Genomic DNA, 17,080 nt, shown 5'->3' on the forward strand with positions numbered 1-17,080 from the left:
CGGCTCCGAGCAGAGGAGACTTGCTATATCAGAGTTTCACGGTCGGAAAAAGTTCCGAGACCGGATCCGACCGTTCGTCGGCGCCACGGGGTCAGTGGGCCTGATCCCAGTCGGCGCCGACACCGAGGTCCACCACCAGCGGGACCGCCAACTCCGCCGCCCGCTCCATGTCGCCGCGGATGCGCCCGCGGACCGCGTCCACGGCTTCGGCGACGACCTCGAAGACCAACTCGTCGTGGACCTGCATGATCATGCGCACGGGCGGGCGCTCCTGCTCGATCCACCCATCCAGGCTGATCATGGCCCGCTTGATGATGTCGGCCGCCGTGCCCTGCATGGGGGCATTGATGGCGGTGCGCTCGGCGGCGGCGCGGCGCGCCTGGTTGCTGTGGCCGATGTCCGTGAGATAGAGGCGGCGGCCGAACAGGGTCTCCACGTAGCGGTCCTCGCGGGCCTGGGCGCGGATGCGGTCCATGAAGGCGCGCACCCCGGGGTAGCGGGCAAAATAACGATCGACATACTCCTGGGCCGCCCCCCGGTCGATGCCGAGTTGACGGGCCAGGCCGAAGGCCGACATGCCGTAGATGAGCCCGAAGTTGATGGCCTTGGCGGAGCGGCGCTGCTCGGTGGTGACGGCCTCCGGGCTGAGCCCCAGGACCTCGGCGGCGGTCGCCCGGTGGATGTCCTGGCCGCTCGCGAAGGCGGCCAGCAGGCGCTCGTCGCCGGAGAGGTGGGCCATGATGCGCAGCTCGATCTGGGAATAGTCGGCGGCCAGGATGCGGTACCCGGGCGCGGCGACGAAGGCCTGACGGATGCGCCGCCCCTCCTCGGTGCGGATGGGGATATTCTGCAGATTGGGGTCGCTGGAGGAGAGCCGACCGGTGGCGGCGACCGCCTGGTGATAGGAGGTGTGGACCCGCCCGGTGTCCGGGTTGATCATCTTGGGGAGCTTGTCGGTGTAGGTGGAGCGCAGCTTCGACAGCCCCCGGTGCTCCAGGATCAGCCGCGGCAGCGCATGGCCCTGGTCGGCGAGCTGCGCCAGGACCTCCTCCGCGGTCGAGGGCGCGCCGGTGGGGGTCTTGACCAGCACCGGCAGCCCCAGTTCCTGGAAGAAGATCTCACCGATCTGCTTGGGAGAACCCAGGTTGAAGCGGCGCCCGGCGGTGTCATAGGCCTGCTGCTCGAGGTCGTGGATGCGCTGGGCCAGTTCCCCACTCTGCACCGCCAGCAGGTTGGGGTCGATGCGCACGCCGGTGCGCTCCATGCGCGAGAGGACCGGCACCAGCGGCATCTCGAACGCCTGGTAGAGCGCCGCCAGCCGACCGGTGGCCTGCAGGCGCGGCCACAGGCTTTGGTGCAGGCGCAGGGTGATATCGGCGTCCTCGGCCGCGTAGTGGGCCGCGGGCTCCAGCGGGACCTGGTCGAAGGTGATCTGTTTGGCCCCCTTGCCGGCGATGTCCTCGAAGTGGACGGTGTCATAGTCCAGGTATTTCTTGGCCAGGGAGTCCATGTCGTGACGGCTGGCGGTGCTGTCGAGCACATAGCTCTCCAGCATGGTGTCGTGGGCGATGCCGCGCAGGGTCACGCCATGGCGGGCGAGCACGCTCATGTCGTACTTGAGGTTCTGGCCGACCTTGGCGCGGGACTGGTCCTCCAGGAGCGGTTGCAGGCGGGCCAACACCGTCGCGCGGCTGAGCTGGTCGGGGGCCCCGGGGTAGCAGTGGGCGACCGGCACATAGGCGGCGCGGCCGGCCGCTACCGCGAAGGAGACGCCGACCAGGTCCGCGCTCATGTAGTCGAGCCCGGTGGTCTCGGTGTCGAAGGCGAAGAGGTCGGCGGACTCCAGGCGGGCGACCCAGTCCGCGAAGGCGTCCGCGGTCAGGACCAGATCGTAGTCGGCGGCCGGGCGACTGGCGGGCGGCGCAGTGGGCAGGACCCCAGCCGCGTCATCCAGGGTGGCGAGCAGGCGCCGGGCCTCCAGACGCTCATACCAGTGGCGCAGGGCGACTGTGTCCGGTGCCGCGGGGATCAGGTCCCGGGGCCCCAGGTCGAGCGCCACATCCCGCTTGATCGTGGTCAATTGGCGGGCGAGCGGGAGTTGCCCGAGCGCGGCACGCAGATGCTCCCCGACCTTGCCCGTGATCCGCCCGGCGTTGGCGACGACCCCGTCCAGGTCGCCGTACTCCTTGAGCCACTTGGCCGCCGTCTTCTCGCCGCACTTGGGCACCCCGGGGACGTTGTCCGCCGCATCGCCCACGAGGCTCAGATAATCGACGATAAGCCCCGGTGGTACGCCGAACTTGGCGCTGACCCCATCCGGGTCGAGCAGGGTATCGGTCATGGTGTTGACCAGGGTCACATGGTCATCCACCAGTTGGGCCATATCCTTGTCCGCGGTGGAGATCAGGGTCCGCAGGCCCTGCGCGGCGGCGCTGGTGGCCAGGGTGCCGATCACGTCATCGGCCTCCACCCCCGGGATCACCAGCAGCGGCAGGCCCATGGCGCGGATCACCTCCTGCAGGGGCGCAATCTGCGCGCGCAGGTCCGCAGGCATGGGCGGGCGAGTGGCCTTGTAGGCGGGATAGAGGGCGTCGCGGAAGGTCGGACCCGCGGCGTCGAAGACCACCCCGATAAAGTCGGGCTGGTGCTGCTCGATCAGTTTGCGCAGCATGGCGAGGACCCCTATCAGGGCGCCGGTTGGCTCGCCCTGGGAGTTGGTCAACTTCGGGAGCGCGTGATAGGCGCGGAACAGATAGCCTGAACCGTCGACCAGAATCAGTGGATACTTGGCAGCCATGGGCGGTCTCGTCGCAGGGAGAGGGGCAGGGCAGGGGGAAGGCAACGGTAGCACGGCGGCGCCGGCTAATTGAGGCCGCTGTCCGGGGGCGCGGGCGGGTCGCCCGTCGGCTCCTCGATCAGGAGCCGGACCGGGGCCAACTCCCGGTAGAGGATCGGCAGCGGCGCCCGGGCGCTCAGGGTGAGTATCCGGGTGCCCGAGGGATAGATGAGGTGATAGGTCTGGTAGAGGTGCAAGGGTCCTGGGCGGCCGATCAGTTCAAGGATCTGCGATAGCGGCGTGGGCGCCGCGCCGACCAGCGGGATCAGGGTCGTATCGATCACGAGCCCGTCGGGCCGCAGCATGGCCGTGGGCGCGGCCAACTCGGATCGGTACAGGAACAAGGGATACAGCAGGCGCTTGAGGCCAGGATTCAGGATCAGTCCGACCTGATCGTCGCCGACCAGCCAGCGCATCCCGGCGGCGGGGTCCCCAAGGCTGCGGTGTTCCCCAAAGGCTTGGGCCCAGCCGCGAAAAAAGGCGGCGTAACGTTGGATCATGCGCTCGGCGGTCACGGTCGCCCCAGGGGTTGGCTGTCTTGACGAGAGTATGGGCCAGGACGGACACAATTTCCGCGACATCCGCCCGCGCAGCGGGGCGTCCCCGCCAGGTAAGATGCGGGACTGCCCGCAGATCTGCGGAATCCAGAACCAGGCAACACTCCCGCGGGGAATTGCGGCCTAACATCGTCACTAATGTCTCATATCCGATCCCAGACTGGCCCCCGATGCGCGCCCCCCTTCTCCTACTGATCCTGGCGGTCGTGTCGGCATCCGCCGGCGCCGCCGCCCCGGACGCGGTCCCCGACGGCGCGGCCGGCACTGCGACGCCCGCCGGGCGGCGCGTGCCCACCGACGGGTTCTGGTCGGATGAGCCGCAACTGCAGATCATCAGCGCCACCCTGGAGCCGAAGACGCGACGCCTGACCATTATCGGTGAGAACTTCGGCGGCCATCGCCTGCCCACGGTCAAGCTGGACGCGGCGGTCCTGAGCATCGCCAACGCCACCGAGACCCGCCTGGTGACCGACCCCCTGTCGGCCGACCAGGCCAGCATCGGCACCCATCTGCTGACGGTGATCGCCGGCAATGACCGCACCCGCTTCGCTGTCTACACACTGGTCATAGGCCCGCCGCCCGGCCCCGGTACCGGCGACAACGGCGGCGCCCCCCGCCCGGCCGGCCCCGCGTCCAATCAGGTTCAGGTCATCGACCGCGGCGGCGACGTCGGCTGGTCGACGTCCATCGCGGTGGGCGCCGACGGCAACCCCCTGATCCTGTATCTCGACTACACCAATCGGGACCTGAAGCTCGCGCGCTGTCGGGACCCCTCCTGTACCAGTGCCGCCCTGCGGGCCATGGATACCGAAGGGGATGTGGGGTGGTCCAACGCCCTGATCGTCGGCGCCGACGGCCTGCCGCGCATGAGTTATTTCGACAACACCCGCAAGGACCTCAAATTCATCCGGTGCGAGGACCCCGAGTGCCTGACCTTCAAGGCGCAGACGATCGATACCGAGGGCCAGGTCGGACAGCATACGTCGCTGCTTCTGGGGCGTGACGGTCTGCCTGTCATCAGTTATTACGACAAGACGCGGGGCGATCTGAAGGTGGCCCATTGCCTCGACCAGGATTGCGCCGCGTTCGAGCGCGCCACGGTCGACAGCGTGGGCAATGTCGGCTGGTACACCAGCATCGCACTGGGTGCCGACGGCAATCCGGTCATCAGCTATTTCGACGTGACCCGGCGCGACCTCAAGTTCGCCCGCTGCACCAGCCCGTCCTGTGCCTCCGCCCGGGTGACGGCCGTGGATATGGGCGGTGTGGGCCTGGGGACTGATATCGTGGTCCCCGACGACGGTCTGCCCCTCATCGCCTACTGGGACTTTTTCAACGACAACCTCAAGCTCGCCCGCTGCACCGACGCCGACTGCACCAAGGCCGAACTGGCGGTCATCGACGGCGGCGGCTCGGTCGGCTCCAACGCGGCCATGGCCTTAGGCACCGACGGCAATCCCGTCATCAGCTATCACGACCACACCCACAGCAAACTCAAGATCGCCCATTGCAGCGACCGCGCCTGCACCAACGTACGCCTCACGGCACCCGATGCCAACGGCTCCGTGGGCTGGCATACGAGCATCGCCATCGGAGCGGACGGACTACCCATCGTCAGTTACTACGACGAGACCAATGGGGATCTAAAATTCCTGCACTGCGGTGATCCCGCGTGCAGCCTGGTTGAATAGTCCGCGCCGGTCTCACCTCCTCCAGACCGGGCAGTTGCGCTGGATATCAGCCCTGACGACATCGAGATGCTCTTGCTTGATTTGAGTGGGACGGATTGGATCGAACGATTCAAACGGGGTGCCGAAATGCGTGACCAGGTTGGCGTAAACAATAATCTTCAGTGCGGAGAGCGCCGGCTGGGCCAGGAAGAGTACCGTCAGACGCTCTTCGCGATTGTTTTCAAACGCACGCCCGGGGCGGATGCGACGGGCAATCACCTGGTAGTCGTCTTGCGACGCGATCTGGTAGCCGCGCGAGACGATGGCGTTCGTCACGAGCTCACGCGCACAGTCGCGCCGGATGTGAGCCACCGTGATTTCCAGATTCCCGGATGACGTATCAGCCGGCGGGCCTCCCGCGCAAGCGCTGAGGAGTACAACGCAAAGCATGCACAGCGCGCGTTTCATGTCTCACCCGCCCTCAGGTCGACAGGCCGAGGTCCGCCCACAGGCGCAACGTCGGGCCGGACTGGTTCATGGTGTAGAAGTGCAGTCCCGGGGCACCGCCGTCGAGCAGGTTCCGGCAGAGGCGCAGTACGACCTCGTGGCCGAAGGCGCGCAGGGACTCCAGGTCGTCCCCGTAGCCTTCCAGCCGCCGCCGCGCCCAGCGTGGAATCTCGGCCCCGCAGGCGTCGGAAAAACGGGCCAACTGGGTGTAGTTGGTGATGGGCATGATGCCGGGGACGATGGGGATCTCCACCCCCAGCGTGCGGGCGGCATCGACGAAGCCGAAGTAGGCGTCGGCGTTGTAGAAGTACTGGGTGATGGCGGAGTCGGCCCCAGCCTGTACCTTGCGCTTGAAATTCTCCAGATCCCGCGCCGGATTGGGGGCCTGGGGGTGGTACTCGGGGTAGGCGGCGACCTCGATATGGAAATCGGCGGCGTGCTCGGCGCGGATGAACTCGACCAGTTCATTGGCATACCGGAAGGCGCCGGCGGACCCGGTCCCGGTGCCGGAGGGCAGATCCCCGCGCAGGGCGACGATCCGGTGGATGCCCTGGGCGCCGTAGCCCGCGAGCAGGGCGCGGACCTCATCGGGGTTGGAGCCGATGCAGGCAAGGTGCGGGGCGGTGTCGAGACCCTGGCGGCGCAGCCAGGCGACGGTCTCGAAGGTGCCCGCGCGGGTCGAGCCCCCCGCACCGGAGGTGACCGAGAAGAACTCCGGCGCGACGGCCGCGAGCTCGGCGATGACGGTCTTGAGCTTCGCGCTTCCCTCCGGCGTCTTGGGGGGGAAGAGTTCAAAGCTGAAGGCGGGTCGGTGTTGATCAGTGGCGTTCATGCTGGTATTGCCCTGGGCCAGATTCCGGCCTCCCGGCCGGAGTCACGGTAGCGTTTGCCTACCGACCCCAACGGGGTCGAACCTACCAGCCCAGGGCCAGGCCCTGGGATAGCGTCGTTTAATCGGCATGGCCCTGAACGGGCGTGACATACGGACCCAGAGCCTTATGTCACGCCCTTGCAGGGCTTAAGCAGGTCGCGAGACAGGGCGCAGCGCCCTGTCAGTAGCGGTAATGGTCGGGCTTATAAGGCCCATCCACCGCTACACCGATATAGTCCGCCTGGGTGCGGGTCAGGGTGGTGAGATGCACCCCGATCTTGCCGATGTGCAGGCGCGCGACCTCTTCATCCAGGGTCTTGGGCAGGATATAGACCCCGATCGGGTACTTGGCCGTGTGGGCATAGATCTCGATCTGGGCCAGCACCTGGTTGGTGAAGCTCGCGGACATGACGAAGCTCGGGTGGCCGGTGGCGCAGCCCAGGTTTACCAGACGCCCTTGAGCGAGCAGAATGATCCGCTTGCCGTCGGGAAAGATGACGTGATCGACCTGGGGCTTGATCTCTTCCCACTGGTACTTGCTGAGGCCGGCCACGTCGATCTCATTGTCGAAATGACCGATGTTGCAGACGATGGCCTGGTCCTTCATGGCGGCCATGTGGTCATGCGTGATGATCCGCAGGTTACCGGTGGCGGTGACGAAGATGTCCGCCAGCGGCGCCGCCTCCTCCATGGTCACGACCCGGAAGCCCTCCATCGCCGCCTGCAGGGCGCAGATGGGATCGATCTCGGAGACCCAGACGGTGGCGCCCAGGCCGCGCAGTGATTGGGCGCAGCCCTTGCCCACATCGCCGTAGCCGCAGACCATGCCGATCTTGCCGGCGATCATGACATCGGTGGCGCGCTTGATACCGTCCACCAATGACTCGCGGCAGCCGTAGAGGTTGTCGAACTTGGACTTGGTGACCGAGTCGTTCACGTTCATGCCGGGGAACAGCAGGGTCCCGGCAGTGGCCATCTCATAGAGACGGTGCACGCCGGTGGTGGTCTCCTCGGTGACCCCCTTGATGCCCGCCGCGGCCTTGTGCCAATGCTCGGGGTCCCGCTCGAAGGTACGCGCGAGCAGGCCCAGGATGGCGGTCCATTCCTCGTTGTCGTCTGCCGTGGGGGCGGGGACCGCGCCGGCCTTCTCATACTCCACGCCCTTGTGGACCAGGAGCGTCGCGTCGCCGCCGTCGTCCAGGATCATGTTGGGCCCGGCGCCGTCGGGCCAGTTGAGGGCCTGCTCCGTGCACCACCAGTATTCTTCCAGGGTCTCGCCCTTCCAGGCATAGACCGGGATGCCGACGGCCGCGATGGCGGCGGCGGCGTGGTCTTGGGTCGAGAAGATGTTGCAGGAGGCCCAGCGGACCTGGGCGCCCAGTGCCGCCAGGGTCTCGATCAGGACCGCGGTCTGGATGGTCATGTGCAGGCTGCCGGTTACCCGGGCGCCGGCCAGCGGTTTGGTCGTACCGAACTTCTTGCGCAGGGCCATCAGGCCCGGCATCTCGGTCTCGGCGATGCGGATTTCTTTGCGGCCCCAGTCGGCCAGGGACATATCCGCCACTTTGTAGTCGGTGAACTCACTCATGGGTTTAGCTCCGGAGTTAAACGTGAGTGAGCGCCGTTGTGAGGTCGACCCGGCCACCGAGCCTGGCCTGGGGCGCCCCCACGATCGTGGGTCCCCCAGGTCGCAACGCTCCTCGGTAGCGAGGTTTTGGAAAGACGATTCAGCCGCAAATGAACGCAAATTGACGCAAATCAATACGGTGGACGCGGCTCGCTGGAGAGATTGGCCCCGGCTCGGCGGGTCGGGAGGTCCGGGTCAGGCCGTCAGCGACCGGGTATCATCCTCCTCATTTGCGTCCATTTGCGTCATTTGCGGCAATATTTCTTAGATGCCGGCCGCCGCGCGCAGGGCCGCGGCCTTGTCGGTGCGCTCCCAGGTGAAGCCCGGTTCGCTGCGCCCGAAGTGGCCGTAGGCGGCCGTCGTGCGGTACTTGATCAGGTCCTTGTCGCCGAGATTCAACATGCGGATGATCCCGTAGGGCCGCAGGTCGAAGTGCTCGCGGATCAGCTCGATGATCCGGTGCTCGCTGACGTTGGCGGTGCCGAAGGTGTCGATCGACACGGAGGTCGGCTCGGCCACCCCGATCGCGTAGGAGACCTGGATCTCCAGCTTGTCCGCCAGGCCCGCGGCGACGACATTCTTGGCCACGTAGCGCCCGGCATAGGCGGCGGAACGGTCCACCTTGGACGGGTCCTTGCCGGAGAAGGCGCCGCCCCCGTGACGGGCCATGCCGCCGTAGGTGTCGACGATGATCTTGCGCCCGGTCAAGCCGCAGTCACCCACGGGGCCGCCGATCACGAACTTGCCGGTGGGGTTGATGTGGTAGCGGGTATCGGCCTTGAGCCAACCGGTCGCGCCCAGCACGGGCTTGATGATCTCCTCCATCACCGCCTCTTGCAGCGTGGTGAGGCTCACGTCCGGGCTGTGCTGGGTGGAGAGTACCACCGCCTGGATCGCCACCGGCCGATCATCCTCGTAGCGGAAGGTGATCTGCGACTTGGCGTCCGGGCGCAGCCAGGGCAGGGTGCCGTTCTTGCGCACCTCGGCCTGCCGCTTGCAGAGCCGGTGGGCATAATCGATCGGGGCCGGCATCAGGAGATCCGTCTCGTTGGTGGCGTAGCCGAACATCAGCCCCTGGTCGCCGGCCCCCTGCGCCTCCTCGGTCTCCCGGTTCACGCCCATGTCGATGTCGCGGGACTGCTCGCCCAAGGCTACCAGCACACCGCAGGTGTGACCGTCGAAGCCGACCTCCGAGTTGTCGTAGCCGATCTCGTTGACCACCTGGCGCACGACCCGCTCGTAGTCGATCTTGAGATCCGCGTCCGTGAGGGTGATCTCCCCCGCCAGCATGACGAAGCCGGTCTTCACCAGGGTCTCGCAGGCCACCCGCGCCTTGGTGTGGTTAGGGTCGCGACGGTAGATCTCGTCCAACACGGCATCGGAGATCTGATCCGCCATCTTGTCCGGATGGCCCTCGGAAACTGACTCGGAGGTGAAGATATAGTCTTTGCTCATGACCTTGAAACTGGCGGTTGCGGCTGGGGTACGGTAGACCAAGCCGACTAGGATAACGATTCGTCGGCAGAGATCCTAGCCCCCAGCGACCGGGTATCGCGCCGTCGGCCGCGCACGCACGACCGCCCCCCCCGGTTTTGGTGAATCAACGCGGCGATCAAGCCGGTGCCGCGATGCCGTAACTTGTCGTCTGTTCGGCGCTTGACCGTTCGGCAAGCATCAGGTTCGGACCAAGGCGCAGCGACATGACCGCAGCACCGGGAGCTTTGCGGATGGCGAGGGGGACCGCAACGCCCCGGCGCGCGGGGCGCCGTCGAGGAGTCATAAGGATTGTTCTAAGTCGCGGATAAGTTTCCCTGATTAGTCGATGCTTATGATTGTGTGCAATAATCCTCGTTTGCGCTGATGGGCGCAGCGCGGATCGCCCAAGACGTCGGCCGGCAACTCGTCGAGAAATCGATCGTATGTTGAATCCCGGTCGGCGGCTGGACGCCGGCGAGCCAAGCCCCTGACCCCGACCGCTAATCCCAGACCCCGGAGGTCCCAGATGGCATCGCTGCAAACCCCTGTCTGTGCGTTCGACACGCCGGCCCCGGACTTCTCCCTCCCCGGCGTGGACGGCCGGGTCTGGACCCGCGATCAGTGCCGTGGCGTGGGCGGACTGCTCGTGATGTTCATCTGCAACCATTGCCCCTACGTCAAGGCGGTGCGTGAACGACTCGTGCGCGACGTGAAGGACCTCCAGGCGCTTGGGATCGGCTGTGTCGCCATCATGTCCAACGATCCGGCTGACTATCCGGAGGACTCGTTCCAGGACATGCAGCGGGTGGCCCGCGAGTTCGGCTACCCCTTCCCCTACCTGTACGACGAGACGCAAGGCGTCGCCCGCGCCTACGGGGCCGTCTGCACACCCGACTTTTTCGGCTACAACGCCGCACTCGGGCTCCAGTACCGTGGTCGGCTGGACGAGAGCCGCAAGGAGGCGGCGGCGCCGGACGTGCGCCGCGACCTGTTCGAGGCGATGCGCGAGGTGGCACAGACCGGCCGCGGGCCGGCGGAGCAGGCCCCGAGCATGGGCTGTTCGATCAAGTGGCGGGCGGGCTGACCAGCGTCCGGTAAGCACGCCCGATCGATGGGGGCAGGACGGCCTCCGACTGATTCTCAGTATCCGGCAATTGACAAGGCTCTCGCTTTGCGGGCATAAGCTCGCTTTGATTTTCGGGGGTACGCGCCCGGAATCCGGCCGGACGAGCGAGGCCCCGGAAACGCACGGGCGGGCGGACCCTGACCAGGTGCGTTCCCGCGGTGGTGGAGACCCGCCACACCGTGCCCCCGGCAACCGCGCCACCGCGCACCGCAGTACCGCCGCCCGGTCTTGGACCGGTTCGCGGCGGATCGCGCAACATACTGGTCTTAAAAAATATTCAGGAGGGGCCATGTCCTCACGCAGAGAACTTGCCAACGCCATCCGTGCACTGAGCATGGATGCAGTCCAGAAGGCCAACTCGGGCCACCCCGGGGCGCCCATGGGCATGGCCGACATCGCCGAGGTCCTGTGGAACGACTTCATGAAGCACAACCCGGGCAACCCCCACTGGGCGGACCGGGACCGCTTCGTGCTCTCCAACGGGCACGGCTCGATGTTGATCTACTCCCTGCTGCACCTGACCGGGTACGACCTGGGGATCGAGGACCTGAAGCAGTTCCGCCAACTGCACTCCCGCACCCCGGGACACCCGGAGTACGGCTACGCGCCGGGGGTGGAGACGACCACCGGCCCCCTGGGCCAGGGGATCACCAACGCGGTGGGCATGGCCCTGTCGGAGAAGGTCCTGGCCGCCCAGTTCAACCAGCCGGGTCATGAGATCGTCGACCACCACACCTATGTGTTCCTGGGCGACGGCTGCCTGATGGAGGGGATCTCGCACGAGGCCTGCTCGCTCGCCGGCGCCCTGGGCTTGGGCAAGCTGATCGCGATCTACGACGACAACAACATCTCCATCGACGGCGAGGTGCGCGGGCACGGCAATACCCCGGGTTGGTTCCTGGACAACACCCCCAAGCGTTTCGAGGCCTACGGCTGGCACGTCATCCCCAAGGTGGACGGCCACAACGCCGAGGCGGTCAAGGCGGCCATCGAGGAGGCGCGCGCGGTCGAGGAGCGGCCCTCGCTCATCTGCTGCCAGACCATCATCGGCTTCGGCTCACCCAACAAAGAGGGCAAGGAGGAGTGCCACGGCGCGGCCCTGGGCGCGGAGGAGATCGTCCTGACGCGCGAGAAGCTGGGCTGGCCCTACCCGCCCTTCGAGATCCCGGCCGACATCTATGCCGGCTGGTCCGCCAAGGAGACCGGCGCCAGCGCCGAGGCGGCGTGGAGCGAACGCTTCGCCGCCTATGCCGCGGCCTATCCCGTCGCGGCCGCCGAGTTCAAGCGCCGCATGGCCGGCGAATTGCCGGCCAACTGGTCGGCCGACGCCGACGCCTTCGTCGACGCCGTGGTCGCCAAGGCCGAGACCATCGCCTCGCGCAAGGCGTCCCAGAATGCCCTGAACGGCTTCGGTCCCCTGTTGCCCGAGTTGCTGGGCGGCTCGGCGGATTTGGCAGGCTCCAACCTGACACTCTGGAAGGGGTGCAAGGGGATCGGTAAGGTCGAGACCGACGGCAACTATGTCTACTACGGCGTGCGCGAGTTCGGCATGTCCGCCATCATGAACGGCATCGCCCTGCACGGGGGCTTCATCCCCTATGGCGCGACCTTCCTGATGTTCTCCGAGTATGCCCGCAATGCACTGCGCATGGCGGCCCTGATGAAGATCCGGACCATCTTCGTCTACACCCACGATTCCGTGGGCTTAGGCGAGGACGGCCCCACCCACCAGCCGGTGGAGCAGATCCCGACGCTGCGCATGATCCCCAACATGAGTGTCTGGCGCCCCTGCGACGCGGTGGAGTCGGCCGTGGCCTGGAAGCTCGCCATCGAGCGTGAGCACGGGCCCTCCTGCCTGATCTTCTCGCGCCAGAACTTAGCCCACATGCCCCGGACCCCGGACCAGCTCACCGCCATCGAGCGCGGCGGCTATGTGCTGCGCGATTGCGCCGGCACCCCGGACGCCATCATCATCGCCACCGGCTCCGAGGTGGAGTTGGCGATGAAGGCGGCCGAGGCCCTGACCGGCAAGGCGGTGCGCGTGGTCTCCATGCCCTCCACCGATACCTTCGACGCCCAGGATGCGGCCTACCGCGAATCCGTCCTGCCCCGCGCCGTGACCGCGCGGGTGGCGGTGGAGGCCGCCGTCACCGCCGGCTGGTGGAAGTATGTGGGCACCAACGGGGCCGTGGTCGGCATCGACCGCTTCGGCGAGTCCGCCCCGGCCGGGGCCTTGATGAAGGAGTTCGGCTTCACCGTCGACCATGTAGTCGCCACGGTGAAGGGCGTCCTCTGACAGCGCGCGGGGCCGCAGGGCCCCCGCCACCCATTCAAACCTCGCGCGCCCGCGCCGAGGCGTGATTTTTACCACTCGACAGGAGCACACGCATGACAATCAAAGTTGGCATCAACGGTTTCGGCCGTATCGGGCGCATGGTCTTCCGGGCCATCTCCAAGGACTTCCCCAGCATCGAGGTGGTCGGCATCAACGACCTGCTGGACCCCGAGTACCTGGCCTATATGCTCAAGTACGACTCGGTCCACGGTAACTTCCCCGGCGACATCGCCGTCGACGGCACCACCATGATCGTCAATGGCAAGTCCATCCGCCTGACCGCGGAGAAGGACCCCGCCAACCTGAAGTGGGGCGAGATCGGCGCGGACCTCATCATCGAGTCCACCGGCTTCTTCCTGACCGAAGAGTCCTGCCAGAAGCACCTCGCCGCCGGCGCTAAGAAGGTCGTGCAGTCCGCCCCCTCCAAGGACAGCACCCCGATGTTCGTCTTCGGCGTCAACCACAAGACCTACGCCGGTCAGGCCATCATCTCCGGTGCCTCCTGTACCACCAACTGCCTGGCGCCGGTCGCCAAGGTCCTGCACGACAACTGGGGGATCAAGCGCGGCCTCATGACCACGGTCCATGCCGCCACCGCCACCCAGAAGACGGTCGACGGCCCCTCCTCCAAGGATTGGCGCGGCGGTCGCGGCATCCTGGAGAACATCATCCCCTCCTCCACGGGTGCGGCCAAGGCCGTCGGCGTGGTGCTGCCGGAACTCAACGGCAAGCTGACCGGCATGGCCCTGCGCGTGCCGACCTCCGATGTCTCGGTGGTCGACCTCACGGTCGAACTGGTCAAGGGCGCCTCCTATAAGGAGATCTGCGCCGCCATGAAGGCCGCCTCCGAGTCCGGCGACCTCAAGGGCGTCCTGGGTTACACCGAGGAGAAGGTGGTCTCCACCGACTTCCGCGGCTGCAGCACCCCGTCGATCTTCGATGTCGGGGCCGGCATCGCGCTCGACCCGACCTTCGTCAAGGTCGTCTCCTGGTATGACAACGAGTATGGCTATACCTGCAACATGCTGCGCCTGGTCGAGCACGTCGCGAAGTAAAGCGGTCGATGGCTGGTGGTCGGTGGGACCGTCCCACCAGCCACTAGTACCGCCAAGAGCCAAGAAATTGGACAGGATTAACAGGATTTTGCAGGATTAACAGGATAAATACGGCGCGACGTGCATCAACAGCACATCCTGTAAATCCTGAGAAATCCTGTTAATCCTGTCTATTTCTCACGCTCACGACTGATCTCGAATGGTATCGGGATTTGCACTTTACGGCACCAGCCACATCCAGAGTCCTCCGGAAAGCCCCGCGGTTTTCCCGACGGCTCTATTAACTACGCACGAGAGGGTTGCCCCATGTCCTTCATCAAGCTCACCGATCTCGACCTCGCCGGTAAACGGGTGCTGATCCGCTCGGATCTGAATGTCCCGGTCAAGAACGGCAAGGTCACCTCGGACGCGCGTATCAGCGCCTCCATGCCCACCTTCGAGCACTGCATCAAGGCCGGTGCCAAGGTGATGGTCATGTCCCACCTGGGGCGGCCGGAGGAGGGCGTCTTCTCCGAGGCCGACTCGCTCGCACCGGTCGCCGCCGACCTGGCCGTCAAGCTGGGCCGCCCGGTGCGCCTGATCCGTGACTATTTCGAGAATACCCCGGTCATCGCCGACGGCGAACTGGTCCTGCTCGACAACGTCCGCTTCAACAAGGGCGAGGGCAAGGACAACGAGGAACTGGCCAAGAAATATGCCGCCCTGTGCGACGTCTTCGTGATGGACGCCTTCGGTACCGCCCACCGCGCCCAGGCGTCCACCCACGGCGTCGGCAAGTTCGCCCCCACCGCCTGTGCCGGCCTGCTGCTGGCCGCGGAACTGGACGCACTGAAGAAGGCACTGGCCAACCCGGCACGGCCCATGGTCGCCATCGTCGGCGGCTCCAAGGTCTCGACCAAGCTGACCGTGCTCGAGGCCCTGTCCGAGAAGGTGGACCAGCTCGTGGTCGGCGGCGGTATCGCCAACACCTTCCTGGCCGCCAGCGGACACGGTATCGGCAAGTCGCTGTGTGAGCAGGATCTGATCCCGACCGCCAAGGCCCTGATGGCAAAGATGACCGCCCGCGGCGCGACCATCCCGATCGCGGTGGATGTCGTGACCGGCAAGAACTTCGCGGAGAGCGAGCCCGCCGTGGTCAAGGACGCAGGCTCCGTGGCCGACGACGACATGATCTTCGACATCGGCCCCAAGTCCGCCCAGCAGTTGGCCGATATCATCGCCAAGGCCGGCACCATCGTGTGGAACGGCCCCGTCGGCGTCTTCGAGTTCGACCAGTTCGGCGGCGGCACCAAGACCGTCGCCATGGCCATCGCCAACGCCGCGGGCTTCAGCCTGGCAGGCGGCGGCGACACCATCGCGGCGATCCAGAAGTACGGCATCTACGACAAGATATCCTACATCTCCACGGCGGGCGGGGCCTTCCTGGAGTATCTGGAGGGCAAGACCCTGCCGGCGGTCGCCATGCTCGAATCCCGCGCCAAGGGCTGAGAATGCCCAGACGTACCAAAATCGTCGCGACTCTAGGGCCCGCCACGGACACCCCGGCGGTGATGGATGCCATCATCGCCGCGGGCGTCGATGTGGTCCGGCTCAACCTGTCCCACGACACCCACGAGCGTCACCGCGAGCGGGTGCGCCTGGTGCGTGAGCGCGCCGGGGCCGCCGACCGGGAGATCGCCATCCTGCTGGACCTGCAGGGTCCCAAGATCCGCATCGGGCGCTTCACCGATGGCGCCATCACCCTGACCAACGGCGACCCCTTCGCCATCGACGCCGCCTGCCCCCTGATGGACGGCGACTGGACCCAGGTCGGCACCACCTACCCAGAACTGGCGGCCGACGTGCGTGCGGGTGACATCCTGCTGCTCGACGACGGGGCCATCGAACTGCTGGCCGACGCCGTGACCGACGGGCGCATCGACTGCACCGTCGTCGTCGGCGGCAAGCTCTCCAACAACAAGGGCATCAACAAGAAGGGCGGCGGACTCTCGGCCCCGGCCCTGACGGAGAAGGACAAGGAAGACATCCAACTCGCCGCGGAACTGCAGACGGACTATCTCGCCGTCTCCTTCGTGCGCAGCGCCGCGGATGTCGAACTGGCCCGGGAACTGCTGCGCGCGGCCGGCGGCCGGGGCGGCATCGTCGCCAAGATCGAGCGGGCGGAGGCCCTGAACGCGGTCGATGAGATCATCGAGGCATCCGATGTGATCATGGTCGCCCGCGGCGACCTGGGTGTGGAAATCGGCGACGCCAAGCTCCCGGCGGTGCAAAAGCACCTGATCCATCGCGCCCGGGAACTCAACCGGGTGGTCATCACCGCCACCCAGATGATGCAGTCCATGATCGACAACCCCATCCCGACCCGGGCCGAGGTGTTCGACGTGGCCAACGCCGTGCTCGACGGCACCGATGCCGTCATGCTCTCCGCCGAATCATCGGTCGGGCGCTTCCCGGCCCAGGTGGTGGAGGCGCTCGACCGCATCTGCAGCGAGGCGGAGCGGCAGGTCACCCGCTCGGGGCATCGCATCGACTCCGTGTTCGGGCGGGTCGACGAGGCCATCGCCATGGCCTCCATGTATACCGCCAATCACCTGGGCGTGAAGGCGATCGCTGCCCTCACCAAGACCGGCTCCACGGTTCGCTGGATGTCCCGGATCAGCTCCGGCATCCCTATCTATGCAATGGCAGGCGCGCCCGAGACGCGCCGTAAGATGGCGATTTTCCGTGGGGTCTACCCGGTACAGTTCGACGCGTCGAGCAAGAACGTCCACGAGGTCAACATGGAGGTGGTCGAAGACCTCAAGCGGAGCGGCACCGTACAGGACGGCGATCTGATCATCATCACCAAGGGAGATCGCTCCGGTGTCGAAGGCCAGACCAACATCATGAAGATTATGCGCGTCGGCGAGCACAAGCTCTTGGTGCACGACTAGGCCCCGGTGACATTCACGCCGGCCGACTGGTCGAACAGGCCAACGAGCCAACGAGCCATCAAGCGGTATGACCCCAACGGGGTCATA

12 protein-coding genes and 1 riboswitch are annotated in these 17,080 nt (G+C 66.4%); of the genes, 6 read left to right on the top strand and 6 right to left on the bottom strand.

Annotated elements, in window-relative coordinates; all coding sequences use genetic code 11:
- Window positions 1-91: 91 nt before the first annotated feature.
- Both polA and THSYN_RS04835 read right to left on the bottom strand, forming a co-directional pair.
- Complete coding sequence (polA, locus tag THSYN_RS04830) at window positions 92-2,797, bottom strand: DNA polymerase I (RefSeq protein ID WP_100918134.1); 2,706 nt, start codon at window positions 2,795-2,797, stop codon at window positions 92-94.
- Between the two features lie 65 nt (window positions 2,798-2,862).
- Window positions 2,863-3,336 (bottom strand): hypothetical protein, encoded by a 474-nt coding sequence (locus tag THSYN_RS04835; protein WP_157817461.1) that lies wholly within the window; start codon window positions 3,334-3,336, stop codon window positions 2,863-2,865.
- Between the two features lie 227 nt (window positions 3,337-3,563).
- Between THSYN_RS04835 and THSYN_RS04840 the strand changes: the two genes are divergently transcribed.
- Window positions 3,564-5,084, top strand: a complete 1,521-nt coding sequence (locus tag THSYN_RS04840) for a hypothetical protein (RefSeq protein WP_100918136.1) — start codon at window positions 3,564-3,566, stop codon at window positions 5,082-5,084.
- 12 nt (window positions 5,085-5,096) lie between these two features.
- Here THSYN_RS04840 and THSYN_RS04845 read toward each other — a convergent pair whose 3' ends face one another.
- The 4 genes from THSYN_RS04845 to metK form a co-directional block, all read right to left on the bottom strand.
- Complete coding sequence (locus THSYN_RS04845) at window positions 5,097-5,531, bottom strand: hypothetical protein (protein WP_100918137.1); 435 nt, start codon at window positions 5,529-5,531, stop codon at window positions 5,097-5,099.
- A gap of 13 nt (window positions 5,532-5,544) precedes the next feature.
- On the bottom strand, window positions 5,545-6,402 hold the full coding sequence (gene metF, locus THSYN_RS04850; protein WP_100918138.1) for a methylenetetrahydrofolate reductase [NAD(P)H]: 858 nt from the start codon (window positions 6,400-6,402) through the stop codon (window positions 5,545-5,547).
- Between the two features lie 220 nt (window positions 6,403-6,622).
- Complete coding sequence (gene ahcY / locus THSYN_RS04855) at window positions 6,623-8,029, bottom strand: adenosylhomocysteinase (protein WP_100918139.1); 1,407 nt, start codon at window positions 8,027-8,029, stop codon at window positions 6,623-6,625.
- A gap of 21 nt (window positions 8,030-8,050) precedes the next feature.
- Window positions 8,051-8,149, bottom strand: a riboswitch (S-adenosyl-L-homocysteine riboswitch).
- 183 nt (window positions 8,150-8,332) lie between these two features.
- On the bottom strand, window positions 8,333-9,523 hold the full coding sequence (metK, locus tag THSYN_RS04860) for a methionine adenosyltransferase (RefSeq protein ID WP_100922300.1): 1,191 nt from the start codon (window positions 9,521-9,523) through the stop codon (window positions 8,333-8,335).
- 547 nt (window positions 9,524-10,070) lie between these two features.
- Here metK and THSYN_RS04865 point away from each other — a divergent pair.
- The 5 genes from THSYN_RS04865 (at window position 10,071) to pyk (ending at window position 16,993) form a co-directional block, all read left to right on the top strand.
- Window positions 10,071-10,628: a thioredoxin family protein gene (locus THSYN_RS04865; protein ID WP_100918140.1), complete on the top strand. Its 558-nt coding sequence runs from the start codon at window positions 10,071-10,073 to the stop codon at window positions 10,626-10,628.
- A gap of 331 nt (window positions 10,629-10,959) precedes the next feature.
- Window positions 10,960-12,966, top strand: coding sequence for a transketolase (tkt, locus tag THSYN_RS04870; RefSeq protein WP_100918141.1), 2,007 nt, complete (start codon window positions 10,960-10,962; stop codon window positions 12,964-12,966).
- Window positions 12,967-13,058: 92 nt separating this feature from the next.
- Window positions 13,059-14,060 carry a type I glyceraldehyde-3-phosphate dehydrogenase gene (gap, locus tag THSYN_RS04875; RefSeq protein ID WP_100918142.1) on the top strand — a complete coding sequence of 334 codons (1,002 nt, stop codon included), beginning with the start codon at window positions 13,059-13,061 and terminating at the stop codon, window positions 14,058-14,060.
- A gap of 306 nt (window positions 14,061-14,366) precedes the next feature.
- Window positions 14,367-15,548 carry a phosphoglycerate kinase gene (locus tag THSYN_RS04880; protein WP_100918143.1) on the top strand — a complete coding sequence of 394 codons (1,182 nt, stop codon included), beginning with the start codon at window positions 14,367-14,369 and terminating at the stop codon, window positions 15,546-15,548.
- A gap of 2 nt (window positions 15,549-15,550) precedes the next feature.
- The gene (gene pyk / locus THSYN_RS04885) at window positions 15,551-16,993 is read left to right on the top strand and encodes a pyruvate kinase (protein WP_100918144.1); all 1,443 of its coding nucleotides are present in this window, start codon (window positions 15,551-15,553) and stop codon (window positions 16,991-16,993) included.
- The last annotated feature ends 87 nt before the right edge of the window (window positions 16,994-17,080 follow it).

The organism is Candidatus Thiodictyon syntrophicum, assembly GCF_002813775.1.
Taxonomy (GTDB): Bacteria; Pseudomonadota; Gammaproteobacteria; order Chromatiales; family Chromatiaceae; genus Thiodictyon; species Thiodictyon syntrophicum.